Below are 25,089 nucleotides of genomic sequence, written 5' to 3'. Positions count from 1 at the left end.
AACGCGGTACTCGCCATCGGGTAACCTAAGCGAACCTGCTGCTCCTGCACGCCTGGACGATACGTTTGGTCCGGTGCGCCGCCGAGTCCAAGCCAGGTACGCAGCGCGTGTCCTGCCGCTGATGTCGTACGTGAAATGCCGACGTTGACATTCGATAAACCTACGAATAAGGTGTTGCGTAGGGCTAACCAACAATTTCCATTCGGGAGACGACCATGACTCTGTCAAACGTATTGGGCGCACTCGACCGCGCGACCGCCGAAGTACCCGATGTCGACGAGCTGCCGGCCCGCTTCATGCTATATCCGCGTACCGATCAGGAACCGGTAGCACTTGCCGGCCAGGTCGAAGCCGCGTTGGAGACGTTCAGCGCGGAAGCCGTTGTCGACAACGAGACCGAGCGGGCCGTCATCATCGTGACTCTGCCGGCGCGTATTATGATCAAAGGCCCCGCGCCATACGAAGCTGCATACGTGATGGTGCAGCACTGGCAGCTGAAGTCGGCGGAACCCGAGTTATATACCGACTTCTTTCCCGAGAACGATGCAGTGCCTGGCGATGGCACGGACGAATCAGTCCGCGACAGTTGCACCGCGCCGCACGATCCCAGGATTGATGACAAGCCGCGCTGGGCGCTCGACACGTTACGCGTGCCCGAGGCATGGGAATGGTCGCGACAGCAGGGGCGTCCGGCGTTCGGCGAAGGAATCGTCGTCGCCCAGCCCGACACGGGTGTGACCGACCACCCGGAACTACGCGATGTGCCGCAGCAGGGCGCGGTCGACGTCCTCGACGGTGGCGATACCGCCAGCGACCCGCTGGACTACCTCGGCAATACTTCGCACGGAACCGCCACCTGCAGCGTGCTTCTGAGCCGGACGGCAGAACGGGTCACCGGCGCGGCACCGGGCGCCATACACATGCCAATCAGGGCGATCCGCAACGTGGTCCGGATCTCGCAGCTGAGCGTTGCTCAGGCCATCAACCACGCGGTCGACAGTGGTGCCCACGTCATCACAATGAGCTTGGGAGGCCTACCCTCGATGTTCCTGTGGCTGGCGCTGCGGCGCGCCGTCAAGAAGAACTTGATCGTACTGGCCGCAGCCGGCAATTGCGTCAAGACGGTCGTATGGCCAGCCCGCTACGATGCTTGCATCGCGATCGCTGGTGTCAACATAGACGACGAGCCCTGGCGTGGTTCGTGTAAGGGGGGCGCCGTGGCCGTTGCTGCGCCCGGCGAGAACGTGATCAAGGCGCTGACGATCAAGAACGGCGGTGTCAGCACCTATCACACCGAGCAGGGCCAGGGCACGAGCTATGCCGTCGCGCTGACTGCCGGCGTGGCCGCGCTCTGGCTGGCCCATCACGGAAGGGGGGCGGTGATGGCAGCCGCGGCAGCCCAAGACATTTCGGTGCAGACGCTGTTCAAGCGGCTGCTGAGGGCGACCGCCCGGAAGCCTGCAGCATGGGACGAAGCGAGCATGGGCACCGGCATCGTTGACGCCGAGGCGCTTCTCAAGGCGCCGCTCTTCCTTGGCGCAGGCGAGGAAGGCAACGAAACCGACTTGGCTGCCGCAGAGAGTATCCGGAGCCTGCTGGACGAAGCCACAGCCAGCGCGCCTCTCGATGACGACGAGCTCGACCTGTATGGCATGGAACTGGCCGACATGGCCCTCGAGGCGCGTCTGTGCTGTGTTGATGGCGAAGCCAGCGAGGAAGGCGCGTCTGTGGAGGCGTCCGAGCAGCTGCGCGATGCCGTGCCGTCCACGGCGCTGGAACGGCTGGCGGCGGTCCACCCATGAATCCGCTATACCGCCTCCTGGGAGCGCGCCAAGCAGGCAACGCTGAGGCGGCGCACGGCGCCGGGTTCGTGGAGCCGGTAGCGGCCGATGTTCTTGAACGTTTCGACAAGGCGCTTCGGCGGGCTGCTGCTTCCGATGCGCGGGCCGCAGCCAATGCGACGGCTGAGGACATGGTTGCGCAACAGGTGGAGCACGCGTTTAAGCAACTGCGCCAGGATCCTGAAGCAGTCCTGAGCCGCAACCAACGGCTCGGCTTGGAAAGCGTGGTGCGGGCCGATGGCACGCGGCCGAGTCTGCTGGTTACCGGCGGCGGTGTCGATCTGAATCACCCGATGGCAGCCGCCTGGCGTGATCGACTGGTCGGCGCCAGGCACGCGATCGAGCTACTCGCACCGGCGACGGCACGGGTCCAGCCCCGAGCCGGCTCACGTACTAGGTTCTTCGGGACGGCGTTCCTCGTCGGGACGGACCCTGCGCGCATGGTAACCAATCGCCATGTTGCGATGCAGGCATTGCGGCGCGCCGTCGCTACGCGTGAAGCGGCGCTGCATACCATTCTTACCAGTTACCAGGTTCACGCCGGCACAATCGAGGTGGAATTCGAAGGACTGCAGGACAGTGCCGCAAGCAAGCTGGCCGCCGTACAACGCGTGATCCTGCCCCCGTGGCCGAACTCTGCGGAGCAACCGAGCATGGATATCGCCGTTTTGGAACTGGGGCCAGACTTGCCCGACAATATGCCGGATCCGATCATGCTGCAGGCGGACGCGCAATTCGAAATGGAGGGGACGCTCAACTCGTTCTGCACGATCGGTTTTCCGGGGCCGCCGGCGCGGCGCACTGGGATCGTCGACGGCATCGATTGGGCCTACATCGATCGCGCCATTTTCAATGAGCACTACGGCGTCAAGCGGTTAGCCCCTGGCATCGTCACCAAGTCGTTTGAGCAGATCGACCGACATGGGGCCGGCTACACGTTCGGCCATGATGCGACAACCCTAGGTGGCAGTTCCGGGTCAGCCATCTGCGCCTGGAAGGACAAGAAGAAGGTGTTCGGCCTGCACTTCTCCGGCGTCGGTGCCGAGAGCAACCGTGCCCACGGTTTTTCGTCGCCGTACACCGAAGAGTTGCTGCGCGCATTCGGCGTTATGCCGGCGACCTGAACATGAACATGAAGAAGGTCGTCAAGTTTGGCGATAGCGCGGTGCCGTTCGCAGAGCTGACAGCGGACGAGCAGGAAGCGCGCCTACGTGAATACGCTCCGCGCAACGTGGCCATGCTGAAGGAACAGTTCGACGAGCTCAACCTTGCCGAAGTCGCACAGCCGCAATCTTTCGATGCGCTCGAGGCGGCCTACGGAGGACCGAACCAAGCGTGTGTGGAAGCGATCAAGTTTGCACGCACCCAGGGACTGCTTGTGAAACTTGCCGAGCGTATGGCTTTCGCGAAAGGCAATGACGCTCGCGGACGCGTGCACGCATTTGGCAATCGCGGTGCCATCGCGATGGCGGAGGGTGTGTTCGATACGGAAAACGATCTGACCGACGCCACAGTACTGTTCGGGCTTTGCGAGGTCAATCGCGCAATCTGCGTAGTACTCAATGGGAAGAAGGCGGTAGGTACCGGTATCCTGGTGGAAAACGACCTCGTCCTATCAGCGGCACATGTCTTCGAGGATATTGGATACCTGGATGACGGAACGAAGGACGAAGAACTGAGTAGCTTGCTCGAGTTCCAGTTCTATAGTCCGAACGGTTCCCTTGCCGAGACGGCCAAGCTCTCCAATCGCTGGAAGGTCGCGTACGCCAAGTCATGCATTAAGCAGAGTGTTAACGGCGCAATCCCACCCGATGCCGCTACGTCGCTCGACTACATGCTTGTGAAGCTGGACAGGGCGATCCCCGCCAACATTCCACCGCTCAACCTTGCGAGCGTGGGACGGGTTCCCGAGGCTCCGCTCTCGGCTGGCGAACTAAGTCGCCGCTATTACATCATGGGCTACCCTGGAGGACGCGACGCTAAGTTCTCGTTCGGTTCAGTGGTCGGAATCGACAAACAGGCAGCGCGCATCCTGCATCGGTGCGGATCGGATAACGGGATGTCGGGTTCGCCGCTGATGGATGCCTCGGCACGCATCATCGCGCTGCACGAAGGGCGAATCGAGAGTGCGAAGGGCGCGCTCCTGCATAATCGGGCCACGTTGCTGCGCTCGATCTCAGCCGCGATCGAGAGAGCGAAGCATGGCGCGGCGCCGGCGCCTGCCTACATCAACAGCGCTGGCTTGCGCCGCCAGTGGGCCGAGTATGGGCTGCGAGCCGGTGCCCCGCCAGCGCGAAAGCGCTGGCGGCAGGCGCTCGCAAGCGCGGGGGTCGGCGAGCGTGGAGAAGGATTGGCCGATCCTGCCGACGACTATTATCCAATCTTCTACTTCCCTCAGCTGCAGGACTGGTTAGATCTGCCCTCCGCCGCGCGCGATTCGTCGAGGGTACTCTGCGTCGAGGGCGTGTCAGGACAGGGTAAGTCGTTCGCCCTGCAGTACGCTCAGGCGCGCTACAGCAGCGGCAGTACGTATTTGGTGAATTCCGACATTTCGAGTGGCTCGAGCTTGATGGACATGCTGTTAAGGCTGCATCCCACGGGTTCATTCAGCGACATCACCCGGCCAGCCGAAGGCAGGTTGCGGCGCAACGCGGAGAGCGTACTCGGCTATTTTGAGGAGTTGGCCGCCCAGGGGACCGGCAAGTATCTCCTGATCGCGGTCGACCTCAATCCCGCAGGTGCGTATTGGGAGGATGCCTACGAGTTCTGGCGCGAACTGGCGCTGCTATGCACTGGGCGTAGTACCCTCCGTCTGCTCCTGTGTGGGCCATCGGAGATACTCCGCAATGAACTGAATGTGCTCAACATCGGCCGCATCGTCTGTCCGACGATCACCTTCGAGGCAGTCGAACGGCATTGCAAGGCGGTGGCAGAACAACTGGACATGGCCTCGCATGCCGGCTGGGCAAAGACGCGAGCGGGCGAGCTGTGGAATGCGGGGCGACCAGGCACCGACACCCGATATGCTGTCGCCGATGCGGCCCGCATCGTGATCCAGGTGCGTAACGAATTGATCGCGAAAGAGAGTGCCGATGAATAGCTTGGCTGACACTAGGATCCTGTATGGCATGCTGCGCAGGATGGCCGTGGACGGTTGGCTTAGCCCGCGCGAACTCGCCGATGTCGCCGCGCCGCCCGAGCGCCTGGCCGAGGTGTTCAGGCAATTGCGAGTATATTGCACTGTTGGAACCGGTTCGCACGATGGCCTGTGGCGGCTCACCGACGAGGCGCGCCGACGCCTGTTCTCGGGCTGGAAGCGCGACGACCTGGTCGCAGCACTGAATGCGGTTCCGGACAACACGGTGGCCGCCTCGTTGAAATGGGCCATCGGCATGCTGACGGATTTGCGCCCCTTACCGCCCACCTGCGAGCTGACCGACCGCCGCGCCGCTCTACACTGGTTGCCCCCGCACCTGCACGATCCCTCGCGGCCCGACCATGACGAGCTGACGCAGCAAATCGAACGAACGGCTGCTGATGAGGACGTCGACCTGCTCATCGGTCCGCGCTTCGTCGGTCGCGCGATTCAGCTGCGCCGCCTGCACCAGCTACTGCCCGACGACTTTGGCGAGCGACGGGTCGTCAATATCTGGGGCAAAGGCGGCATCGGAAAGTCGACGTTGCTGGCCGCATTCAGGCGGGGCATTGAGGCAGATAGCGGCACCTTGGTCTTGCGCCTGGATTTTGATCGTCCTGACCTCAATCCGATAGTGCCCGCTTCCCTTGACCGCGAGATTGTGCGCCAAATCGGCCGTGAGATTCCGGCCCTGTGGCACGAATCTCGAGCGGTGCTGGGTGCTATGCTCGACTTCGCCGCGGCCAGCGCGCGCGTGCTGCAAGCCCGCAGCGGAAGCAAGCGGTTCATGTACGATTCCAGAATTACGCACGACGGCACTACGAACTTCGATTCGGGATGGGCGGACTCGGACATGGAGAGTGCCAGTTCCACGCAGCGCTCGGACATGCTGCACGTCTTCAACCTGGCAAGGCTGCATGTTCGCCGGTTCGTCGTGATGCTCGATACTTTCGAACGTGTCGAAGTGGTCGGTGGTAACGCGGTCGGCAAGGTGTTGGACTGGATCGTCAACATATTGCATGCGCCTGAGATCCCCGCACTGGCCATAATCGCCGGGCGCAGCCAACTAGAGTGCGATTTCCCAAGGCAGCAAGTACAGTTGGTCGATATGCACCTGGGGCAGTTGTCGCGCAGGGATTCCCTCCGACTGCTGACGACGGCGGGATGCCCGGCGGATTTGTCACATCTGCTGGCGACCCATCTTCCCGTGCGCTCGCCATTGATCCTGCGCTTGGCGGCAGACGCCGTGAACAGCAGCGCCAGCGAAGGTTCGGCATTGCTCGACAAATTACGGGAAGGCCAAATTCCCGATGGCCTATTGTCGGCCTATTTGTATATGCGCGTCCTGGCCCATATATCCGACCCGATCCTGCGCGAGTATGCGCATGCTTCCCTAGCGCTTACTGAACTGGACGCTGGGGTACTAGCCAACGTGCTCATGCCGGAAGTAGAGCCGGACGCAGTCGACACTAGTGGCGCGTCCGACCGGTTCGATGCGCTTGCGGGGGTACATTGGCTGATCGAGCGTTCCGGTGACAAACTGAGGCTCAGAGCCGATCAACGCGAACTGATACAAGTCTTGGTCACGGGCGATAGCACAAAGCACAGTGTCCATCAACGCCTGCGCGCCAATGCGCTAGCCTACCACGAGCGGATTGCCGACAGCTGGCATCAGGCGATGGCGCTCTATTATCGGATTAGCGAAGCGGTTCAATCTGAGGCACCGCCGGCAACGCTGGCGGGTTTCGCGGAGCAAGTGCGTCATCACGCGCGCGAGCTTGCACCATTTTCCGCCGACCTGCCTCCCAGTTTGCGTGTGGTTTTCGCTGAGCGGTCGGGCGACCAGGTCAACCTTCAAAGTGCTATAGACTCGCTGAGTGAAGCCGAATGGCGGCGCATGATGGACGGGGGCGATGGTCGCTCTGGACGCGGCCAGGAGATAGTCAGTCGCGAGGATCCGCTTGTGGCGCACCAGCTGTATGTCACCCGCCCGACTGCGAGCGGCGCGCTGCCACCAGCCTACGCGCTGCACGCGGCCTGCGACAGCGCTCGCTGGGACGAACTGGAGTTTGACATGGCTGCCGCCTGCGACGAATTGCTGGCCAAGTTCTCGGACGCTGACCGCTGGAGCCCTCACCTGCAGCACTTGGCAGCACTGGTGCGCTTTGCTTTGTTCTCTCGTCCCGGCGACGCGCCGGGCGCGCTGGGTGACCTGCTGGGTCAGCTAGTTCCCCGTTGTGGTGCTTACGGCGCCACGCCTACCGTCGGTGACACGTTCGCTATCGCGGAGGCGTTCCACGGGCGGCGCTATCTGTCGGGCAAGTTCCTAGAACGCATGCGACCGAGCCCGAAATCCGACCGCATTCTGCTCCTGCGTTCGGGCGATTTCGATGCGGACATCCGCGTTCCACTCACGGGTGCTGCCGTTGTACGATTTGGCCAGCCCGCATCCGTAAGCTCGGTGGTTCTTCGCAACAGCAGCACTGCGGCGATCGACGAGCTCGTTGACCTTGAGGGTAAGCGGTGGTCAGCGTATCAGCGTTTCTATCGTCACCTAGGTATGGGTGTGGTAGCGCAGGGCACGCACGTCTTTGCCTATTTGCGCCTACCCGAACTCTATCGTCCCTTGCGCCAGGCGTTGCTCGAAGCATTCTCCAACGAAACCGACGCGCTGGAGGAGTTCCTCAACATTGTCGACACGCTGTTGCCTGACGGCCCGGTGGAATTCAAGACGCACGGCTTTCGTTTGCTGGTAAGGCGAGACCCACATACGTGGTTGCATGCAATGGTACAGTATGCGGACTGGTGCGGGGTAATGTTCGACGTTGCCGCGTGCGCGGTAGCGCTCTCGCGAAATTGTCATCGCGTAAGTCGCGTCCTTGCGGTATTGGACAATTGGCAGGTAACCTTGCAACCTTTCGTACACGTACCGCAGCCTGAGTGAAGGGCAGCATCAAGTACGGCTCAGCCAATGGTCAAGCACTACGCCGAAGCATTGCTAGGCTGTAGTGATTCATCGCTTTTCTTCACATTTATGTCCTTTTCTAGCCGGTTGCAGACGTTGGTCAGGCGGCGCTCCTTGGCTAAGACGGCCCTCATTTCATTACGAAGTCGTCGTGCTTCTTGACGTTTGCCAAAGATTCTGCCATCCACGTGCGGATGGCGGACAATCCACCTTCGCTGACCCGACCGAGAGCCATACCCTCGGGTCAATATCCTGTGGTCAGGAAACGATTTGTGTTGGTTCCTATGACGCCCATAAATCGCAGCGCACCTTGTCGTATTTTTCGAGCATGGGGCCAAGGCGTGGCGGGCGCCATAAGCCAGAGTTGTCTGCGCCTGGCCACGGGGTCCTTGCTCAAGTTCAGGAACCGGGAACGGCGTGATCATGATGTCTGGTACGAGCATAGCGACGCCAGCTGTGAGTGGCTTGTCGCGCTCATGTTAGGGAGCGACAGGCTATATTCAGCGGTTGCACGCAATGAGGTTCCAGAGCCAGCGCCTATTGCCCTGATCGACGCGGTCTGCTTGCGGCATCGGAGTCCTGCCGCCGTAACACGGATAAAATTCGCTAGAACGACGGGACGCGTTCCGCGCGGTACCCTCGCGTCGGTCCGAGCAAGCCGGGCAGCCGGCGAAGCCGGTCCGGCCTACTCGAGGAATGATCGCGATGGTTGTTAAATGTGCCGTTTCACCACATCATCACTGATGTTTGTGCTGGACGCTCCGAGTTGTACATTCGAACACGCAAGATATATTCGTGTCCCTTTACAAGCTTGATGCGGAATGACCCGTTGCGCTCCTCGCCGCTATCGTCGTCCGCGGTTCGGTAGCGCGGCTGTCCGCCTTTTACCTCGAACAACACCATCACGGCGTCGGACGTACCGAAGGTCTTGAAGTGATAGTAACGGGTTGCGTCGGGCGTTACCGAAAAATCACGCTGCTCGCCGGAAGGCAGATTTAACGGTACCGACTCTGCCGGAACGAGCCGGGTCGCGGGAACCGCCGCCACGGGCGGATACAACGTACGGACCCAGCTTTTATCGCGCTCGGACAATCCGCCTGGTGGAGTTAGGCCTTGAAGAAAATAGTGCGCCGGCTTCTTGATCATGCCCTTCTCGAATGGATAGTGCATGATCGAATCTGGATCCCAAGTTGACCCCTGTACCTCGTTCGGATCGAGCTTTCGGATGATGTTCCAATGGGTGCGCTTGCGATCCCATTCATTGGGAGGTTTGGCAAGCGCCGCATAGACCGCCTCCTCGTCCCATTCAATGCCCGACAGAGGATTCTGGTGTTCGTGGTTGAAGCCAAGCGTGTGACCTATTTCATGGACTGCCGTATCGAGCTCGCCAGGCCGGGTAATATCCCAGCCGTAGTTCATGGTTCGCTCGTTCGGACCAAAGTCGAGTATTTGCCTACCGAGATAGGACCAAGCTCCATCATCTCTCATGAATCCAATCCGAATTTCCGCCTCGGTACGGTCATTGACCTCCTCGAACCGGATGCCGATCTGCTGGGCGGCCCACACGTCGAATGCGCGGCGTACCACGTCCTGTTCCTGCCGGGTGCCGACCCAGCTGCGAAACTCGGTTCGACCATCTCTCAATACCACGTTTTCCCCATCTTCCTTGCGATCGAAAAAATAGTAGTGCAATACGGTGCCGCTAACCCATTTGTTCCCATAAATCAGTATTAGCCGTTCGCGATGCATACTCACCGAGCTGTCGAAAACCCGCATCGGTGCTGGCGGCTGGGAACAAAAGTGGCGTCGTCCCGTGCTACTTTCGCCTGGGTTCTCGTCCGCTTCCCCGGTCGACTGCTCTCCTTGAGGCGTCTTTGACTTAACATCTTGCATGATCTCCCCTCCTTTACGTACGGCAGTAGTCAATTGACGGATCGAGTTCCACCCGGGCAAGTACATTGACCCGCCTCCGCTGTGCTTCGCCGGTCCGCTGCGCTTATCAGGAATGGCGAACGGTAAAGATCGCCATCTGGTAACCGAAGAATAGTAAGTTTTGGAAAATACACAAGCCGCATGACGCTTCGGCCAATGTTCCTATGAAGAGGGAGCGAGAGAGCGAGGCACACCCAGCCACTTGCCGACTGGTGCGGCGCCAGTAGCGTTTGCATTTTCCATAGACTGCACCGGCGGCAGGCCCGGTCAGCGTTCTTTACCGAGTTGATATTAGTTCGGATATGACCTGCCCAAGCCTCTGTTGTCTGAAACAGGCACTGACAGGCATGCGCTTGGGGGGCGCATGCGTTCAGCCGATCAACTAACCGGACCATCAAGAGGCCAATTGGCGTCGATACGACAACTATGCGCGCAGCACTGATAAGTATTGACAATAATTTATTGCATCCGTAGATTAAAAAAGAGTATCAGCGTTTTCGTACCTATCTGGACAGGGGGAATACCGATGAGCTTTTATATTCTGAAAAGTCTTGCGCTGCAATGCCTGGACGACCTTACGCCGGCAGACATCTGGATCAATTACGGTGACAAATATTCCGACGCCACCAAACTCGATACGGTCCAGCTTACTGCGCCAATTCGGAGTACCAAGGTCAAGCTCATCAACGATTTTTTCGAAAGGCGCTACAAGCGCGATTGGGACAATGTCTTCCCTGACGAGATGGGAAAATGTGAAACAATCGGCGCTTTTATCTCGCTGATGGCTTTACATGCGAAAGTCAAAAAACCAGGCGGCCACTCCCCGGGGCAGGGGTGAGGAGCGGGCCATGAAAATACTTGTCCTGTTTGCGTTTCTTGTGCTGCCCCTGACCGGCCATGCCCAAGCGCCTGCTTACCCATGCCCAAGCATGCACGACGCGGTCGCGCGCCTTGGCTGCCACGATGCGACGTCAGCCGAGCAGATGCCGGCTTCAGCCGCGCAATGCCGGGCCATTGCGGATGACACCCGGCGATTGGTCTGCTACGACCGCGCGCGGCCGCCAGTCCCCCGAGCCCAGAAGGTGCTGCCGGCAAGCGCCTGCCTTACCATCACCGACCAAGGGCGCAAGCTTGCTTGCTACCGCGACAGCTATGCTGCCTACATGGACAAATCCGATCCAGCGTATTGCTTTACCTTGGCGGAGCGGGATCAGCCGGCGTGCTTCGACGCCCTCCAGGCGCCGGTCGTTGCGGACGACGGCGACGAGCCCGGCAACTGGCAGATCGTGGTGCGCGAGAAAGGGCTTCCCAGCATGCAGGATCTCGAGCAGCCCGCGACCATCGGCTTCGTCAGGTCGGGAGGCGAAACTACGGGACTATTCAAAGCCGCTGTGTCAGCACGCTGGCGCAGACCGAACAGCTGGGGTTGGCAGCCCTTCCTCGCCGCCGAAGTCATCCACGACTTATCAGACTCCACGAGAGTCAATAGCAAGGCGGCCGGCGTCGGCGCGCGAGGGACCTGGGGCTTCCCCGCGCGAGGCGTGGCGTTCGACACCGCCATTCACTTTAAGCTTTTAAAAGACTCTGAGGCGCATACGCGGTCGCGCCAGCTCGTCGTCGATAACCTTCTGGTTGTCGACCGGCTAGCGCGCGGGTACGCATTCAGTCCGGAGGTTTCGTACCGACTGCTGCCCAGCTTCGGCCTGCTGCGCGAGGACTTGCGGGGAACAGGGGCTGGCAGTGATGTGGGCAACGCAACGTCGGTCTACGCTGGGCTACGGCTCGCCTACTGGCCACGCATCGCGCCGCTCGTGCAAATCAACCTGTTTGCCCAGCGTTTTGTCGACATCAATGTGTCGTCCTCGCTGGACAAACGCTACCATTCGTACTATCAGCTCAGCGCCGACTGGTACCTGTACGATCCCCGGGAATCTAAGCGCAATTTCACACCTATTATCGGGCTAGCGCGCGAATACGGCACCAACCCGATGGAGTCCATGGCCAAGAGGAGCAGCACGTCTCTGGCGCTGCGTTTCAAATTCGATTTTCCCTGACGCTGGCGCACTGCACATTGGCGGCGCTGGCGGAGGAACCCCTTACCCGGACGCTAGCCGCTACCGGCCGGAAAGCCTGAGTGCGCCTGCCTCGGGCGGCCCACGCCAAGACGCCATATTGCCGATGTCTATCTTCACCCGCAGGCGCGTACCGGAACCTGAACCTAACTTAAGCTTGTCGATGCTCCATTTGCCGCCGTTCCAGTTCGCATAGCTAAACCTTTCGGCCTGGCCATTGAATCGAACCTGGTACAGCCCTGGCCGTACGGGCTGGAGGTCGATTGGAAACCAGTCCGTAACCGCATCGGATGCAAATAACTCATCGAGAGGATTTGGATCGGTGGTGATCCCGTCGTCGTCCGCCGGAAGAGCGCGCCGAAGTGCCGGGACTTCATCGCTCTCACGGTCTATTGTGAAGGTCCATCCACCAGTTCCATCGACTGGATCCGTCCATACGCCTTCGAAAACCACCGCGTCCGAATGGCCGCGATTAACGTGATAACTGCCTACTGCGATTCGTACTGGCTGACCGCTCCGCTAAATATGGGCACTGTACGCTCGATCATTGCGGTCTTCTAAACGATGGAGCTTCTACGAAGCCTGCGGCGGTTAAGCTTCGATCCTGATGAGATCACCGGACTTCACCGCAGTCTCTTAGAGCGCCTAACAAAACCGCCATGGCTACGTTGCAGCACCCTTGCCGTACCCTCGTACTGTCTTCGGCGCTGCGCCTTGCCCTGGCGGTTTTGTTAGGCGCTCTTAGTCACCTGCCAATATGAAACGCGCACTGAAGTGCGGCTGGTGTTTTAGATGAATTTACCTAGGTTGGTAGCGCACAGACGCAACACATAAAGACACAGCACACTATTTAATTCGCTCTCTGCTTGACGAATAATCCGCGTAAGAGTAAACACAATAAATGCGCTGAATGCACAAGTATCTGTTCTAACCGGTGATCGGAGAATCCCATGAGTAACAGAATTGTATTCCAGCAAGATATTATTGGTTCAGCTGTACTCAACGTAATGTGCCCCTCTCCACCCTTCTTGACTGCCGGCGGTAGTTATAGCTTCACCCCCAACGTTGCATGCACGTTTGAAAACAACTCCAGTTCGCCCGCCCCAGTTGCGATATTGCTGACGGTCGGAAGAGTTGGTCAAGTGCTTCATTCCGTGACAAAAGATGCTGACCTCGCGCTTGGGACGTCAATGGAGAACATTAAACTTGAGTACTCGCTGCCACTGGTACGAGCCAAGGAATTCATTAAGATTGAAGTAAAAGTTTCTATGCGGACCGGCGGTCAAGTGATTTTCCAGGATGCCACCTTTTGCGACTTTACCGTTGAGTGAGAGAAGACAATGGAATCTTTGCACGTATCTGCCCAAGCAATGCGCGAGATATTCATCGCCGGGAACGGGCTTGAGACGCACGTTGCGCTTACCAATGTGCCAAAGGATCGCGCTTTGGAGCGTATCAGCTTTTCTCGCAGCCGGGAAATTTCAATTGATTGGAACAGGGTAATTGGGGCAAGCGAAAAGGAAGAGATACCTTACGTAAGCTCGGAAAGTGCGGGCATGCTGTATTTTCGTCGGGAAATCGAAAGGCTATGGGGTTTCCCCGGCGGGGTAGTTGATGATGTAATGGCATATTCAGCCGGCCTGAACATCTATGCAGTTGATCCTCCTATTGTCCGCCTCTCAATTCCTAATACGCAGCGGTATTATCTCGCAGCCATCAAGTTCAATCGCGAAATCTCAGTCCCCCCGGAGCAGGGGCCGTTTATAATGACACTGAAGGAATACGAGCTTTTTTGGAAATATATTGAAAGGATCAGCTCCGAGGATCAAGACATCACTGAGATGTCGTACGTTGATCTCGCTCCAGCTATAATCTACAGGCAATATAGAGAATTAGTTGCAATCAGTAAGCTTGGCGATGCACTAGCGGCAAACGCCGATAAAATTATATCCAAAGAGCTCACCGAATTTCCCACGGCCGAGGAATTAAATGAGCTGACCTCCGGATATCAGAGGATGCGGTTGATCAAGACGGATACAGAAATCAAGCTCGAGCGTCTGCGCGACCGTGCTCGTGACTTAGGATATTACTTAGCGCTTGAAGCAGAGACCATTACCTTTCCAGACGGATCAAAGGACGAATTGCAGCCGGGCGATCTATACTTGCCGTATTTGACGGAAGTGAGGTGGAGTACGACTCACTATCGGCAGTATTTAGTACGGGAGTCGGGATTTTTCTTCTCTTTCAGCTGGGTGCTCCAGGTCCCTTACATTGTGCAGCATTTGACCCGGGTCGTTCGATACAAGAAGGTGATACCAGACTTTGATCCCTGGGCTGAAAAAGAACGCGAGCTTGCTTCTGCAGGGTTTGAAGTATTTCGGTTCGAGCGGTTCGGGCAAAAGTATGTCACCGCAAACGGAGACGCAATCGAAACTATTATGCAGAGATGTGAAGTGGACTCGGATTTTACTAGGCGCTGTGCTGTGCTCATTCCGATATACGAGCAAAGTTTAGTCAGTGGAGAAGTCCTTTCACGCTACATCGTTATCAAAGCACCTCGTCGCGGCGTTCGTCAAATTAGAATGCCTCGACTATTCGTCGAAGAAGATTTGCTCTTTTCGACCCACTTTCGCCAGGTCGAGGTCGGCGAACTCGTGGAGTCAATAAATTTAGCTCCTGGCGAAGAGCGAGAGATAACATTTGAAAAAACGACCTTGGCTGAGCAGGAAACGCGTCGCACTGCCACGTCAATCAGTGATTTGACCGAAAACGACCGGGTCGACTTGTCGACCGAGATGGAGCGGGAGTCGACCTCATCTACAGAAAAGGTAGCGACCCAAAGTCTCAGTGCGAAGGCCGGAGGCAGTTACGGCGGTTTTTCAGGCGGGGTAGAAGGATCGACCTCGTCGACCCTTACGACCCGTCAGTTCGCGCGTGACCTGCAAAAGGTGGCTAATAAGGCATCACGCTCGGTGACACGTCAAACTCGCCAAGAAATAAAGACGGAGTCCGCTACGAAAAGCAACGTCAGCACGCGGTCAAGCACGACAATTAACATTCAAAATATCAACCAGGGACGAACGCTGAACTTGTTATTTTTTCAATTGTATAACATCTATAGTTTGAGTTTGCAGCTGGAACGCATGTCTTTTACGGTTCTATCTGGACGCGAAATCATTGCGGGCAGCGGAATTGTCTTGCCTGAAGTCTTTTCACTTTCAGGCCTCCGATCGGCACTAGAAAAGCTGATGATAGACGGCTTGCCTGTCATTCCGAATCCACGGCTGTATCCCAATCCCACAGATCCAAAGGATCCACCGCCCGCAAATCAGGCTAAAGAGGCATACGCTAAAATCGTATTGGAATGTCTTACGAATACACTCGATGAGTACGTCAAGGGCAGAGAAGGCTCATCAGGTGCTGCGAAAATTGAGGGCGATTGGACGCCGCCCGGCGGCCCCTCGGCGCCAGTCAATGAACATATCGATCACATTACCAAGTTGCTTAACGCGATTCAATACACTGGCGACGATATCACCCCTCCGGGCGCTGATGGAAAATCCGATACGCTTGTGGTCGGCTCCCCAGGATTGTATCTTGACGCTAATATTGGCGCGAGGGCCGCCACTGAGCCTTATTCTGAAGAGATGCGCATTATGGAATTGTCTCGCAAACAAGCGGAAGTCCGTGAAATCATGGCGCGAGCAGAGTACAGCGAAGCTATGGCAAGACGTCTTTCGAAACCTGAACCGGGCAACGTAGTCAAGGGAGAAGCGGTGGATTTGAAAACGCTACGTCTTACTTTTGAGAGCGCTCCATTGCACGGAGAATGGAAATTGTTTGTTGCCACCAGCCTTGCTAAAGAATTTACGATTGAAAAAGAAAAGCTGGTTCACGAACTGAAATTCGATCAAGATCAAGCCTGGTTGTCTCACGACACCGTTGAGCTGGCTTCTCTTATTCATGCGGAGACAAGGCAGGAGCTAACGTTTTTAATCTAAGCGCCGGTTCATCAGAAGGCATATATCGCTAGGTTTCTCATGGCAGACCCAAGAACGACATACTATCCTGCTCAGGCCGAGCTTCGCGCTGCAACCGGGACCGCCGAGTCGGACGGGCATGCCTATTTAGTTCCCGCGCCCACCGGCAAGCATTATGACGTCAATCTTCCTGTGTCCAGTCCACAGAATGCCCGTCAACTAATCGAGTCGTTGGGCTTGCAATGGCAGGATGCAAGCAAACACACTGCTGCTGACGCATTACTTGCCGCGTCGAAAACGACATTGGCCGGCGAAATTTATGTTCAGCAGGTGCAAGCGGCAGCTGACCGTGCTCAGCGAGTAGTACTCGAGGTCGCTCAGGATGTTAAAAAGACGGGAAAGTACACGCCAGAGCATGCTAAAAACATTTTCAATGCGCAGACTCGACTTGCAGAGGAATTCAAGGCAGTCATTCCTGGGCAGAGCCGATTCAATATATCAACCATGGACCCTGCACTAGAGAGCATGCAGACGCTTAAACGCCTTGAAAATGACATCGGTGCAATGTCCAAGACGACTGGCAAGACAGCCAATAATTTGGCAAGGCAATCCATCAAGAGGCTAGATCAAGGGGTGTCGGTGCTTGAGGACGCCCCAATGATATTAAATAAGAAGCTTGCCAAAAAACTCACTTTTGTCGGCGACGTTATACAGGTGGTCGAGCTTATGCCTGCGACAGTTATTGTGCTGACGACAGAGAGCGAAAGTGAGCGGCGTAAAGCTGTTGCAGAATTGGGCGGAAAGGCATCCGGCGCCGTCGTTGAGAAAGCATTTATGCTTGCCGCACCTGCCCTATGCGCGACGTTCACTTTGACCACGGCCGGGTGGGGGTTTCTCGCCTGCGGACTTATTTTCGCCGGGGCGGGAATCTATCTCGGTAAAAGCACGGAGAAGTTCGTTGAGCAAGTGACATTGCCTCAACCTTGACGTCATGGCTCATCCTCGACCCAGTTTTCGAGGCGGTCGTCGAGCTGCACGTCTGGCTGTACTCCTGAATGGCATTCGCAGAATTCATCAATCAAGCGCCAGATGATCGGGTGGAAGGTCGTACGCGGTTTCACAATCCTCAGTGGCCCGGTTATCTCGTCCTTGTTGTGTCTGGCATTGTGCAAGGCTGTTTGCATGCAGAGCAAGGCGGGGCGGGCCTCGTAGAGAAAGCGCAGCCCTTCGTCCGTCAGGGACATGACCCGGGTCGTGCGGTGAAACGGGCGCACATTCAGGTGACGCTCCAGTTGTGCCAGTGCCTGGCTCATTTGTAAGCCTACTCGAGCGCGGCGAACGACAGCCAACGGTACGTGTTCTCTTTAAGCTCGCCACTGCCTTGGGACTGTCGCCAGTTAGATTGATCGAACTCACTCAAGAGCTGGTGACGCAGGAGTTATCCGATCGAGGGTGAAATACATGCGCGTCTTGATCTGCAGCTTGGAACAGTACATTGAGCGCCTTGGTGGTAATCGCGCCGCCTTACCGGGTTCCCACAAGGACTTCGGCGATATGCGCGTTGTGTTCACGCGCACGTTCCACAAGTTTCGCGCGCATGTCGATGAGCCAGCGCGCTAAGCCTTGTCCGACCTGCGGACTACCCTCACTTTAGTACAGTTGGCGATGCGCGGCAGCGGGAGTTTTTATACAATGCTCGCAGAGCCGTGTAGTTGGCCCGATCAAAGCTTAGCTCCGGAAATTCGACGTTGGCGTGCTGGCTCATGTTTGAGCCTCTAGGGGACTATCACGATGATTGGCTTGTTCAGCTCGCAGCATCATGTGGAAACCCTCCACGACCAAGGCGAGGATCAGCCACCAAGCGTAGACCCCGTAGCCGCTGTTGCACAGGTTTGCGCCTGCTAGGCCGCGCGCGATTTGGTTGCGCAGGTTCGGTCCGATCGGCTTGCACATCAGAGAACGGATCGTGAACGTCAGGTGCTCGCCAAAGCGCTCTATCATGGCCGGGAGTTCAACCAGCGTTGACAAGCCCAATTCCATCTCAATCCCCTCCTGGCGGCTCGTGGTCGGCCTACCAGCTTCCTTGAGCACCATCCGGACCATGTGCTCGAACTGCGGGATCAGGATGTGAATGGCCTGGACGAAATCGCGGCAGTAGCCGGCATAGAGCCCCTTGGCCACCAAGTCAGCGCGGTCGCTCGGTACCAGCGCCGATAGCTGTGTAATTTTGAGAAAATCGTGAGGGGACAGGTGGAACTGCTGCCGGATGACGTCGAGCGCGGGGTCAACCAGTGCCCTCGCGGCAATATCAGCTCGGCGTGCACACGCTTTGATCATTTTCTCACAAATTTAAGGCGCTGCATGGTCTGCTCCAAGAATTGGGTGATCGCCGAAGGTTACCCCGCGTGCGCTCCTACTCCTGCCTAAGTGCTCGAAGAACAACCGCCAGCGGCAGTCGTCGTCTGGTATCAAAACTGAACGGAGGCGATGCTCCACGACCACGCATAGGGGCACAGCGAATACCAAATCTACCCCGCAGACTTGATCGTTACAATAGAGGGTTACTTCTTCGCAAAAAATGTTGATAACTTTGTGAGGAACCTCAGCGCCATGTGTGGAAGCCTTTGATTTTAAAGGAGAAAGTTCCTATGCTCAAAATAACTGCAACTTGGCAACTCGATGAATAACTAGACAAAGGTAGGATACGACCGTCGCTGAACACTAGTGGTATTCGTGTCAACATTCGAACTGGCTGCAAACATCTATAGGTTCTGTCATATGCACTAGTAGTTTATAGAAGGAGCGTCTGTCTTACGGGTCTCCATTCAACATCAGGGGTACACGTACTAAAAGGAGTATCGCTACACCTTGAGCGCCCGAGTACTGCTCAGTGCAAGGCAAGGTTACCCACATTTTTGGTGGATAACGTTACTGATAAGTCCGTAAGAACCAGCGTACATGCGACTCTTGGTGGTTGCCCGATAACTGTGCAACTGCCCAGATTGGCGCTGGCTGCAAAGTCCTTTCGCTGATAATACGAATTATCATCTAAGGCGAGCGTATGAATTTTTGAAAAGATATCTGCCGTACGGGCACACGGCGCCACCAAACGGCGTTTTTTTCGAGAGCGTTTCGTTGAGCTGTTTGCAGACCTTCTCGACGTCTTCTTCAAACGTCAGATTCAGGTTTTGGCCGGCCTGTGCGTTGAAGCGATAGCTCACGTGGATGAATGATTTGGGGCGCCGAACGCATGATGAGTGTTCTTTTCTCGTGCCCTGCGGCGGTCAGACTTGATCAACACCACACCGAGCCCAAGTTGCGAGCTGCGCTCATATGAGCTATCCTTTAGGCTCAAAGGAGCCAAATATGACGACTCGATCTGAAACTGATAAGTCTGCCGCCAAGCGCTCAGCGCCGCCGGCGGTAGCAAAGTCTGCAGCGACGCCCGCAGCCCGGAAAACGGCGCGTGAGGTGACGATGCTCAGCCTCAAGCGGGACGCAAAAACCGGGCAATTAACTTCTTGGTACAAAATGGACGTTGCCGACAAAATTCAGGTTATTCGGTCAGGCGTACCCGCGCAGCGCGTAGGAGAACTGTCTTCAGTCATGAACATGCCGAAAGAGGCGTTGATGGACTCGCTGGGCCTGTCTCGCGCCACCATCAATCGCAAGGTGCAGCGCGAGCAGCGGCTATCTCCCGACGAAACCGAACGCGTGATGGGCATGCAAGCGCTGATCGGCCAGGTGCAGGCAATGATCGACACGGAGAGTACGCCAGAATTTGACGCCGCGAAGTGGTTGGCAGGCTGGTTAGCGGCTCCTCTGCCCGCGCTCGGCGGCGCCACGCCCGCGAGCTTCATGGACACGGTCGAGGGCCAGAAGTACGTTGGCAATCTGCTGGAGATAGTCCAGGGCGGAGCGTACGCGTGACGGTGTCGCTTTGGCGGATCGCAGCCACCACACCAAAGTATGTCGCCGATGATATGTCCGGTACGGGCGCTAAGAACACGGGCGGGCGTTGGAACCCGGTGGGCATGGCCGTCACGTACAGCTCAGAGAGTATTGCGCTGGCCGTGCACGAAACGATCGTGCACCTGCGCAGCGGCGGTTTGCCATTGAACCGCTACTTGGTGCGCATCGATGTGCCGGACGATGTCTGGACTGCGCGCCGAGTGCTGGCACCGCCGATCGGGTGGGATGCGCTGCCTGCGGGGATGGCCAGCGTACACACGGGCGAGGCTTGGCTGCTGAGCAAAGCATCCGCGCTGGCAGTGGTACCTTCGGTAATGGTGCCGGAGGAATTCAACGTGCTCATCAACCCGCTGCATCCTGACGCGACGCGCATTGTGGCTACGGCCGTGCGCAAGTGGCACTACGACCCGCGTTACTTCTAAGCAGCGGCAGGAAGTCCGAACGGCCGCTTGTCTGTCTGGGCACAAAGAAGACCCGGGGACGTCCGCCTTTCTTCCCCTGATCTATCGGTTGTTCTCTGCTGCCACAAGGCATATCGCTACATCTCGGAGCGCCGGAGTACTGTGCAGTGCGAGGCATGGTTACCCACATTTTTGGTGGATAACCTTACTCATAACTTCGTAAGAACCAGCGCTCGTGCGGCTCTCTGGGGGGTGCCTGAAAATTGGGCAACACACTGATCGGCGCTCGCAGCAAAGTCACTTCGACGATAATACCGTTTATCATCTAAGGACAGCATTCTAGCGCAGGTTGTCACGTGATTTGCTTGTCCTCGGTGTTCGTATGGGCAGCGTGGACGGGACCCCTTGGTTCAGATCGACATTCCTTTCTCAACTAAGATGCCCCCTCTCCTGCCGCCCCTCATCACCGTTTTACTCGTGGACGACCACAGGACCCTGCTCTGGGCTCTGGAGCGTCTCATCGGCAGGGAAGGCAGCGGCATGAAGGTGGTGGCCTGGGCCACCTGCCAAGAGGAAGCGCTAGCGTTGGCCGCGACGCACGGGCCGGACGTCATCCTCCTCGATATCGACCTTGGCGGCGCCTGTTCTCTCGATTTTCTGCCGGCCCTGTTAGTAAGCGGGGTGTCGCGTGCACTCGTATTCACTGGCATGCGCGACCAAGCCGTGCTTGACCGCTCTATCCTAGCCGGCGCGCGCGGGGTATTGCGTAAGGATGCGACGGCCGAGATCGCGCTGCGCGCGATTGAAAAATTTACCAGGGCGAAATATGGGTCGACCAGAACATGATGAGCCGTATCTTTGGCGAACTGACCCGTCAGCGCCTGCCGGCCGAGCCCGATTCCCATCAGGTCAAGATCGACTCGCTTACTCCCGAGGAGCGCAAGATCGTCGAGGCCATCGTCGCCGGTAGCGGCGAGACTAACAAGGCCCTGGCCGAAAGCCTGTTCATTTCCGAACACACCCTACGCAACTATCTCGTTACCATCTACAAAAAGCTCGGCGTCGCCAGCCGGCTCGAGCTGTATGTTTGTGCAACCAGACGCCGGCTGCCCCGCGCAGCTATTTAGCCAGTTCTACTTATCCTGCGCAGGCCCGGACAGATGTCACGGTTTTCCGCTCAACGTAGAACGAATTTTATGTCAAACGATACGCTTCGCCGTTAGTCGCAGACGACAGCCAAGAGTATTCGTCGTCTGCGAATGGTTGGGATAGCGGCTGCGGTTCCTGCCGTTCTGATGGCAAAGGCTCAACTCGAATCGTAAGAGCAGCATTTACCTTTGGTATGCTGCGGAAATCATTACAATCAATCTACGCCATGGACAAATTTTTAGATCTTTATACTGTCGTTGCCGAAAAAGAAACAGGCTTTTGGATAGGTCTGCCAGCCACTACCGGCGAAACAGTCTCTCGCGACGAATGGCTGCGCAAGATGAGAGACGATCCTGAACATTTCCAACTTGCTAGGCTCACAGCTGAAGAGCTGACTAGGTACTCGACGGCTGACGAGGACGTTATCGAGTGTGCAGTGTACGTCGCTTGGTCAGACGAGACGGCCCATTAGGCTTACAGCGTTCATAGAAAGTGAACAAGTACGCAGCCGGAGTAAGGTCTGGTCTTTCGCCAACAATCAGTCCTTCGAACCGATTTCAGAAATAAGGTCGTTAGCGGACGTTACAATAGGTCTGCTTTCGGCCAGAAGCGGACTTTGAACAAGTCGTTGAGCGGGTCAACACTTACGGCGGCCAGAGACAACCCACTATATCGGCACACCGCCGTTATCTATCGTTAGGCGAACACTCCTCATGTGGCGTATTGAATTTACCTCTTCAGAATTTCTTCCGACCCTCCCCGAGGAATGCCAAGGCAACCCGGGAGTGTATGGCTTTGAACTAGCTTTTTGGCTCGCCAAGATGCTCGCCGCTCAAGGCATCGTTACGAGCTACCCTCTCGGGGAAGACTGGGGCTGGATGATCGAATATTCAAACCCCGCAAAGGTCGAATTCACTATCGGTTGTTCCAGCATGGCTGAAGAAAGCGAAGGGTATCGAGGGCTGCCAATCCAATGGTCCATCTTTATTCGCCCGCACACGTCAATAAGGCAGCGGTTCAAAGGCATTTCTCATGACGCTGAGGTCGAACGTCTGGGGCACGCTGTCGTTGCGGCGCTCGCCGACACTGGCATTGAGGTCGTATCCGTTGACGAAGTGGAGTCAAGCTAGCGTCTGCTCTGGGTCGGTAGCAGACGTCCGGCACGCCTCGAGCAGCCAGGCTGAACTTTCCTAGTCAGCAACAACTCCGGTAGACTTATCGCACATTAAAGGTCTGCTACCGGCCAGAAGCGGACGTTGTCTGCACTACGAGTCGATTACGAACACTCGAGTTAGGTCTGCAATTGGCCCAAAATTCAGTTACTCCACCAAAAATTTGAGGGTGGTCGGAGGCTAAGGTCCGAAGCAGCCTATGCAACGGGACCCCCGACACGTCATGGACGCGCCTGCTTTCTTAAAGATCCGATAAGATTATTTATTGTCTCGATGACCAGTCAATATCGATGTTTAATTCAATGAACTCAGCGTTTCTGTACGAAGCAGTCTTCGCCAGTTCTCCGACGGGTAACTACTTGGTGTCGCCCACGCCGGACGCAATCATTCTCGCGGTAAACGATACATTCCTTCAGGCGTCGGGGCGACAGCGGACGGATCTAGTTGGGCTTAGCCTCTTTGTTGCCTTTCCTGGCAATCCGAACGATCCTGAAGATACAGGCGAGGTTGCCCTGCGCTGCTCGCTCGCTCGTGTCATCGCAACAGGAAAGCCGGATACCTTGCTGGCGATTCGTTACCCGATTCGTATCGAGCTTCCGTCTGGCGATATGCGTTACGAGGAACGTTTCTGGAATGCGGTCAGTACGCCGATCTTCGGGGAAGACGGAAAGCTTGCTTGCATATCGCATAGCACGACGGATGTTACGTCACTGATCCGTGCGGAGGCTGCGCGGAGCGAAAGCGAGAGACGTTACAGGGCCTTGGTCAGCGCGAGTGCGGAAGTGGTCTATCGTATGGGACCCGACTGGAGTGAAATGCACCAACTCGAAGGACGCGGTTTTTTGCAAGATACCTGCGACTCCCGTCGTGCTTGGATTGACGCGTACATTCCGACCGAAGACCAGGAGATGGTCCAGGAGGCCATCGAACATGCGATCGGCGGCAAGTCAGTTTTCACACTGGAACATCGGGTTCGCCGCGTGGACGGGACATATGGATGGACCTTCTCCAGAGCAGTACCCATGCTCGACGAACAAGGTAACATCTACGAATGGATCGGGGCTGCCAGCGATATAACCGACCGCAAAGCGGCCGAGGAACAGCTGATGGAATCAGTCCGCCACAAGGATGAGTTCTTGGCGATGTTAGCGCACGAGCTCAGAAATCCAATGGCGCCGATCAGCGCGGCGGCGCAATTACTTGAGACAATGAAGCTTGACAATGAGCGAATGCGGCACAGCTGTCAGATTATTGGCCGCCAAGTCCGCCACATGACAGGGCTGATCGATGACCTGCTTGACGTCTCACGCGTTTCCCGGGGGCTGATTGAACTGGACATTGTTCCGCTTAACATCAAGGATGTTTTGGCCAGCGCCATGGAACAGGTCTCGCCTCTGATCCAGTCCCGGCACCACAATCTCGAAATGCATTTGCCACCGGACAGTGACATGGTACTCGGCGATGAAAAACGGCTTGTGCAGGTTGTTGCCAACATCCTAAATAACGCTGCGAAGTACACTCCTGAGTGTGGAAATATCTCGGTAGATATCGGCGTGCAGGAATCCGAAGTGGTCATTAACGTTCTCGATAACGGTATCGGTATAGAACCGGAACTGACGTCGCACGTATTCGATTTGTTCATGCAGGGGCGGCGTACCTCCGACCGTTCATCAGGTGGCCTTGGTCTCGGACTTGCATTGGTCAAGAGCTTGGTTGCGCTTCACCAAGGGTCGGTCACCTGCACCAGTGCCGGGGTCGGAAAAGGAAGCAAGTTTACCATTCGTTTGCCGCGCTTGTTCAGAGATCGGCGTCAAGACAATCGGAACGCCGATAATCACAATACCGGAAGGACACCTTATTCTCTGCACGTAATGATTGTGGACGACAATGTCGATGCAGCGTCAATGCTGGCCATGCTGCTCGAGGCCTCAGGGCATCAGGTAGTGATTGAGCATGCACCTTTGCAAGCACTCGAACGGAGCCAGAAGGAAGCGCCACAAGTGTTCCTGCTCGATATCGGCTTACCTGAGATTGATGGCAATGAGCTGGCCCGAAGGCTGCGGATGCAACCTGAGACTGCACATGCAGTTCTGATCGCGGTTACAGGTTATGGCCAAGAAAACGACCGACAGGCTACATTTTCTGCTGGCTTTGATTATCACCTCGTCAAACCGGTTAATGCACAGGAGCTACTTTCTATACTTGCTCAGGTCGGAGCAAATCAGTTCGGCGTAGAGTTCGTTGCTCATGGCACCCCACAGCGGCGCGCGGGTGAACAGTTGCATTGAATCGTTTTCGCCCAAAACCGGAATGTCTGCGCAGTCGTAAGCGGACGCAATCGATAGTGGGTCGAGGTGTCTTCGCCTCACCAGCACAGGAGGCCTCAGGAGTGTTCCTACTCTCGGACGTATGATCTATCGTCCGCAGAGTCTGAACACATCTGGGCCTCTGGTGCCTTCGCACCCTCAA

At 57.0% G+C, this 25,089-nt stretch carries 20 protein-coding genes; 17 read left to right on the top strand and 3 right to left on the bottom strand.

Annotated features, from left to right (window positions below):
* Nucleotides 1-215 precede the first annotated feature (215 nt).
* The 5 genes from AC56KZ_RS18320 to AC56KZ_RS18300 all read left to right on the top strand — a co-directional run bounded on the left by AC56KZ_RS18320 (nt 216) and on the right by AC56KZ_RS18300 (nt 8,363).
* Nucleotides 216-1,802: a S8 family serine peptidase gene (locus AC56KZ_RS18320; RefSeq protein WP_497163620.1), complete on the top strand. Its 1,587-nt coding sequence runs from the start codon at nt 216-218 to the stop codon at nt 1,800-1,802.
* Nucleotides 1,799-2,965: a trypsin-like serine peptidase gene (locus AC56KZ_RS18315; protein WP_497163619.1), complete on the top strand. Its 1,167-nt coding sequence runs from the start codon at nt 1,799-1,801 to the stop codon at nt 2,963-2,965. Before AC56KZ_RS18320 ends, AC56KZ_RS18315 begins: the two co-directional genes overlap by 4 nt.
* A gap of 2 nt (nt 2,966-2,967) precedes the next feature.
* A complete protein-coding gene (locus AC56KZ_RS18310; RefSeq protein ID WP_497163618.1) occupies nt 2,968-4,941 on the top strand; it encodes a trypsin-like peptidase domain-containing protein in 1,974 nt (657 codons plus the stop codon).
* Entirely contained in the window at nt 4,934-7,921 is a 2,988-nt protein-coding gene (locus AC56KZ_RS18305; protein ID WP_497163617.1) for an ATP-binding protein, read from the top strand. Before AC56KZ_RS18310 ends, AC56KZ_RS18305 begins: the two co-directional genes overlap by 8 nt.
* Nucleotides 7,922-7,985: 64 nt before the next feature.
* Nucleotides 7,986-8,363, top strand: coding sequence for a S8 family serine peptidase (locus tag AC56KZ_RS18300; protein ID WP_497163616.1), 378 nt, complete (start codon nt 7,986-7,988; stop codon nt 8,361-8,363).
* A 305-nt stretch (nt 8,364-8,668) separates the two neighbouring features.
* Here AC56KZ_RS18300 and AC56KZ_RS18295 read toward each other — a convergent pair whose 3' ends face one another.
* Nucleotides 8,669-9,835: a M12 family metallopeptidase gene (locus AC56KZ_RS18295; RefSeq protein ID WP_497163615.1), complete on the bottom strand. Its 1,167-nt coding sequence runs from the start codon at nt 9,833-9,835 to the stop codon at nt 8,669-8,671.
* A 565-nt stretch (nt 9,836-10,400) separates the two neighbouring features.
* On the opposite strand from AC56KZ_RS18295, the gene AC56KZ_RS18290 reads away from it, so the two are divergent.
* The 5 genes from AC56KZ_RS18290 to AC56KZ_RS18270 all read left to right on the top strand — a co-directional run bounded on the left by AC56KZ_RS18290 (nt 10,401) and on the right by AC56KZ_RS18270 (nt 16,913).
* Entirely contained in the window at nt 10,401-10,712 is a 312-nt protein-coding gene (locus tag AC56KZ_RS18290; protein ID WP_497163614.1) for a hypothetical protein, read from the top strand.
* A gap of 10 nt (nt 10,713-10,722) precedes the next feature.
* Nucleotides 10,723-11,928 (top strand): hypothetical protein, encoded by a 1,206-nt coding sequence (locus tag AC56KZ_RS18285; RefSeq protein WP_497163613.1) that lies wholly within the window; start codon nt 10,723-10,725, stop codon nt 11,926-11,928.
* A gap of 968 nt (nt 11,929-12,896) precedes the next feature.
* Nucleotides 12,897-13,277, top strand: a complete 381-nt coding sequence (locus AC56KZ_RS18280) for a hypothetical protein (protein ID WP_497163612.1) — start codon at nt 12,897-12,899, stop codon at nt 13,275-13,277.
* A gap of 9 nt (nt 13,278-13,286) precedes the next feature.
* Nucleotides 13,287-15,947, top strand: a complete 2,661-nt coding sequence (locus AC56KZ_RS18275; RefSeq protein ID WP_497163611.1) for a hypothetical protein — start codon at nt 13,287-13,289, stop codon at nt 15,945-15,947.
* A gap of 39 nt (nt 15,948-15,986) precedes the next feature.
* A complete protein-coding gene (locus tag AC56KZ_RS18270; protein ID WP_497163610.1) occupies nt 15,987-16,913 on the top strand; it encodes a hypothetical protein in 927 nt (308 codons plus the stop codon).
* 2 nt (nt 16,914-16,915) lie between these two features.
* On the opposite strand, the gene AC56KZ_RS18265 is transcribed toward AC56KZ_RS18270, so the two are convergent.
* Entirely contained in the window at nt 16,916-17,239 is a 324-nt protein-coding gene (locus tag AC56KZ_RS18265; RefSeq protein WP_497163609.1) for a LysR family transcriptional regulator, read from the bottom strand.
* On the opposite strand from AC56KZ_RS18265, the gene AC56KZ_RS18260 reads away from it, so the two are divergent.
* Nucleotides 17,221-17,382 carry a helix-turn-helix domain-containing protein gene (locus tag AC56KZ_RS18260; protein ID WP_497163608.1) on the top strand — a complete coding sequence of 54 codons (162 nt, stop codon included), beginning with the start codon at nt 17,221-17,223 and terminating at the stop codon, nt 17,380-17,382. The genes AC56KZ_RS18265 and AC56KZ_RS18260 overlap by 19 nt on opposite strands.
* Before the next feature lie 305 nt (nt 17,383-17,687).
* Here AC56KZ_RS18260 and AC56KZ_RS18255 read toward each other — a convergent pair whose 3' ends face one another.
* The gene (locus AC56KZ_RS18255; protein ID WP_497163607.1) at nt 17,688-18,263 is read right to left on the bottom strand and encodes a DUF4209 domain-containing protein; all 576 of its coding nucleotides are present in this window, start codon (nt 18,261-18,263) and stop codon (nt 17,688-17,690) included.
* A gap of 1,029 nt (nt 18,264-19,292) precedes the next feature.
* Here AC56KZ_RS18255 and AC56KZ_RS18250 point away from each other — a divergent pair.
* From AC56KZ_RS18250 to AC56KZ_RS18225, 6 genes are all read left to right on the top strand, one after another.
* Nucleotides 19,293-19,856, top strand: coding sequence for an Xre family toxin-antitoxin system antitoxin (locus AC56KZ_RS18250; protein ID WP_497163606.1), 564 nt, complete (start codon nt 19,293-19,295; stop codon nt 19,854-19,856).
* Nucleotides 19,853-20,320, top strand: a complete 468-nt coding sequence (locus tag AC56KZ_RS18245) for an RES family NAD+ phosphorylase (protein WP_497163605.1) — start codon at nt 19,853-19,855, stop codon at nt 20,318-20,320. Before AC56KZ_RS18250 ends, AC56KZ_RS18245 begins: the two co-directional genes overlap by 4 nt.
* Nucleotides 20,321-20,704: 384 nt before the next feature.
* Entirely contained in the window at nt 20,705-21,145 is a 441-nt protein-coding gene (locus tag AC56KZ_RS18240; protein ID WP_497163604.1) for a response regulator, read from the top strand.
* The gene (locus AC56KZ_RS18235; RefSeq protein ID WP_497163603.1) at nt 21,142-21,426 is read left to right on the top strand and encodes a response regulator transcription factor; all 285 of its coding nucleotides are present in this window, start codon (nt 21,142-21,144) and stop codon (nt 21,424-21,426) included. The genes AC56KZ_RS18240 and AC56KZ_RS18235 overlap by 4 nt, the downstream gene beginning before the upstream one ends.
* 735 nt (nt 21,427-22,161) lie before the next feature.
* Nucleotides 22,162-22,578: a hypothetical protein gene (locus tag AC56KZ_RS18230; protein WP_497163602.1), complete on the top strand. Its 417-nt coding sequence runs from the start codon at nt 22,162-22,164 to the stop codon at nt 22,576-22,578.
* 332 nt (nt 22,579-22,910) lie between these two features.
* Nucleotides 22,911-24,908: a PAS domain-containing hybrid sensor histidine kinase/response regulator gene (locus AC56KZ_RS18225; protein ID WP_497163601.1), complete on the top strand. Its 1,998-nt coding sequence runs from the start codon at nt 22,911-22,913 to the stop codon at nt 24,906-24,908.
* Nucleotides 24,909-25,089 lie beyond the last annotated feature (181 nt).

The organism is Telluria sp. LT2P34 (assembly GCF_059685915.1).
The sequence above is the reverse complement of the archived record's forward strand: the minus strand, read 5'-3'. Positions and strand labels throughout refer to the sequence as shown.

Coding starts and splice junctions, on each gene's coding strand:
- AC56KZ_RS18320 (WP_497163620.1), top strand. CDS start 216: ATGACTCTGTCAAACGTATTGGGCGCACTCGACCGCGCGACCGCCGAA.
- AC56KZ_RS18315 (WP_497163619.1), top strand. CDS start 1,799: ATGAATCCGCTATACCGCCTCCTGGGAGCGCGCCAAGCAGGCAACGCT.
- AC56KZ_RS18310 (WP_497163618.1), top strand. CDS start 2,968: ATGAACATGAAGAAGGTCGTCAAGTTTGGCGATAGCGCGGTGCCGTTC.
- AC56KZ_RS18305 (WP_497163617.1), top strand. CDS start 4,934: ATGAATAGCTTGGCTGACACTAGGATCCTGTATGGCATGCTGCGCAGG.
- AC56KZ_RS18295 (WP_497163615.1), bottom strand. CDS start 9,835: ATGCAAGATGTTAAGTCAAAGACGCCTCAAGGAGAGCAGTCGACCGGG.
- AC56KZ_RS18290 (WP_497163614.1), top strand. CDS start 10,401: ATGAGCTTTTATATTCTGAAAAGTCTTGCGCTGCAATGCCTGGACGAC.
- AC56KZ_RS18285 (WP_497163613.1), top strand. CDS start 10,723: ATGAAAATACTTGTCCTGTTTGCGTTTCTTGTGCTGCCCCTGACCGGC.
- AC56KZ_RS18280 (WP_497163612.1), top strand. CDS start 12,897: ATGAGTAACAGAATTGTATTCCAGCAAGATATTATTGGTTCAGCTGTA.
- AC56KZ_RS18275 (WP_497163611.1), top strand. CDS start 13,287: ATGGAATCTTTGCACGTATCTGCCCAAGCAATGCGCGAGATATTCATC.
- AC56KZ_RS18270 (WP_497163610.1), top strand. CDS start 15,987: ATGGCAGACCCAAGAACGACATACTATCCTGCTCAGGCCGAGCTTCGC.
- AC56KZ_RS18265 (WP_497163609.1), bottom strand. CDS start 17,239: ATGAGCCAGGCACTGGCACAACTGGAGCGTCACCTGAATGTGCGCCCG.
- AC56KZ_RS18255 (WP_497163607.1), bottom strand. CDS start 18,263: ATGATCAAAGCGTGTGCACGCCGAGCTGATATTGCCGCGAGGGCACTG.
- AC56KZ_RS18250 (WP_497163606.1), top strand. CDS start 19,293: ATGACGACTCGATCTGAAACTGATAAGTCTGCCGCCAAGCGCTCAGCG.
- AC56KZ_RS18235 (WP_497163603.1), top strand. CDS start 21,142: ATGATGAGCCGTATCTTTGGCGAACTGACCCGTCAGCGCCTGCCGGCC.
- AC56KZ_RS18230 (WP_497163602.1), top strand. CDS start 22,162: ATGTGGCGTATTGAATTTACCTCTTCAGAATTTCTTCCGACCCTCCCC.
- AC56KZ_RS18225 (WP_497163601.1), top strand. CDS start 22,911: ATGTTTAATTCAATGAACTCAGCGTTTCTGTACGAAGCAGTCTTCGCC.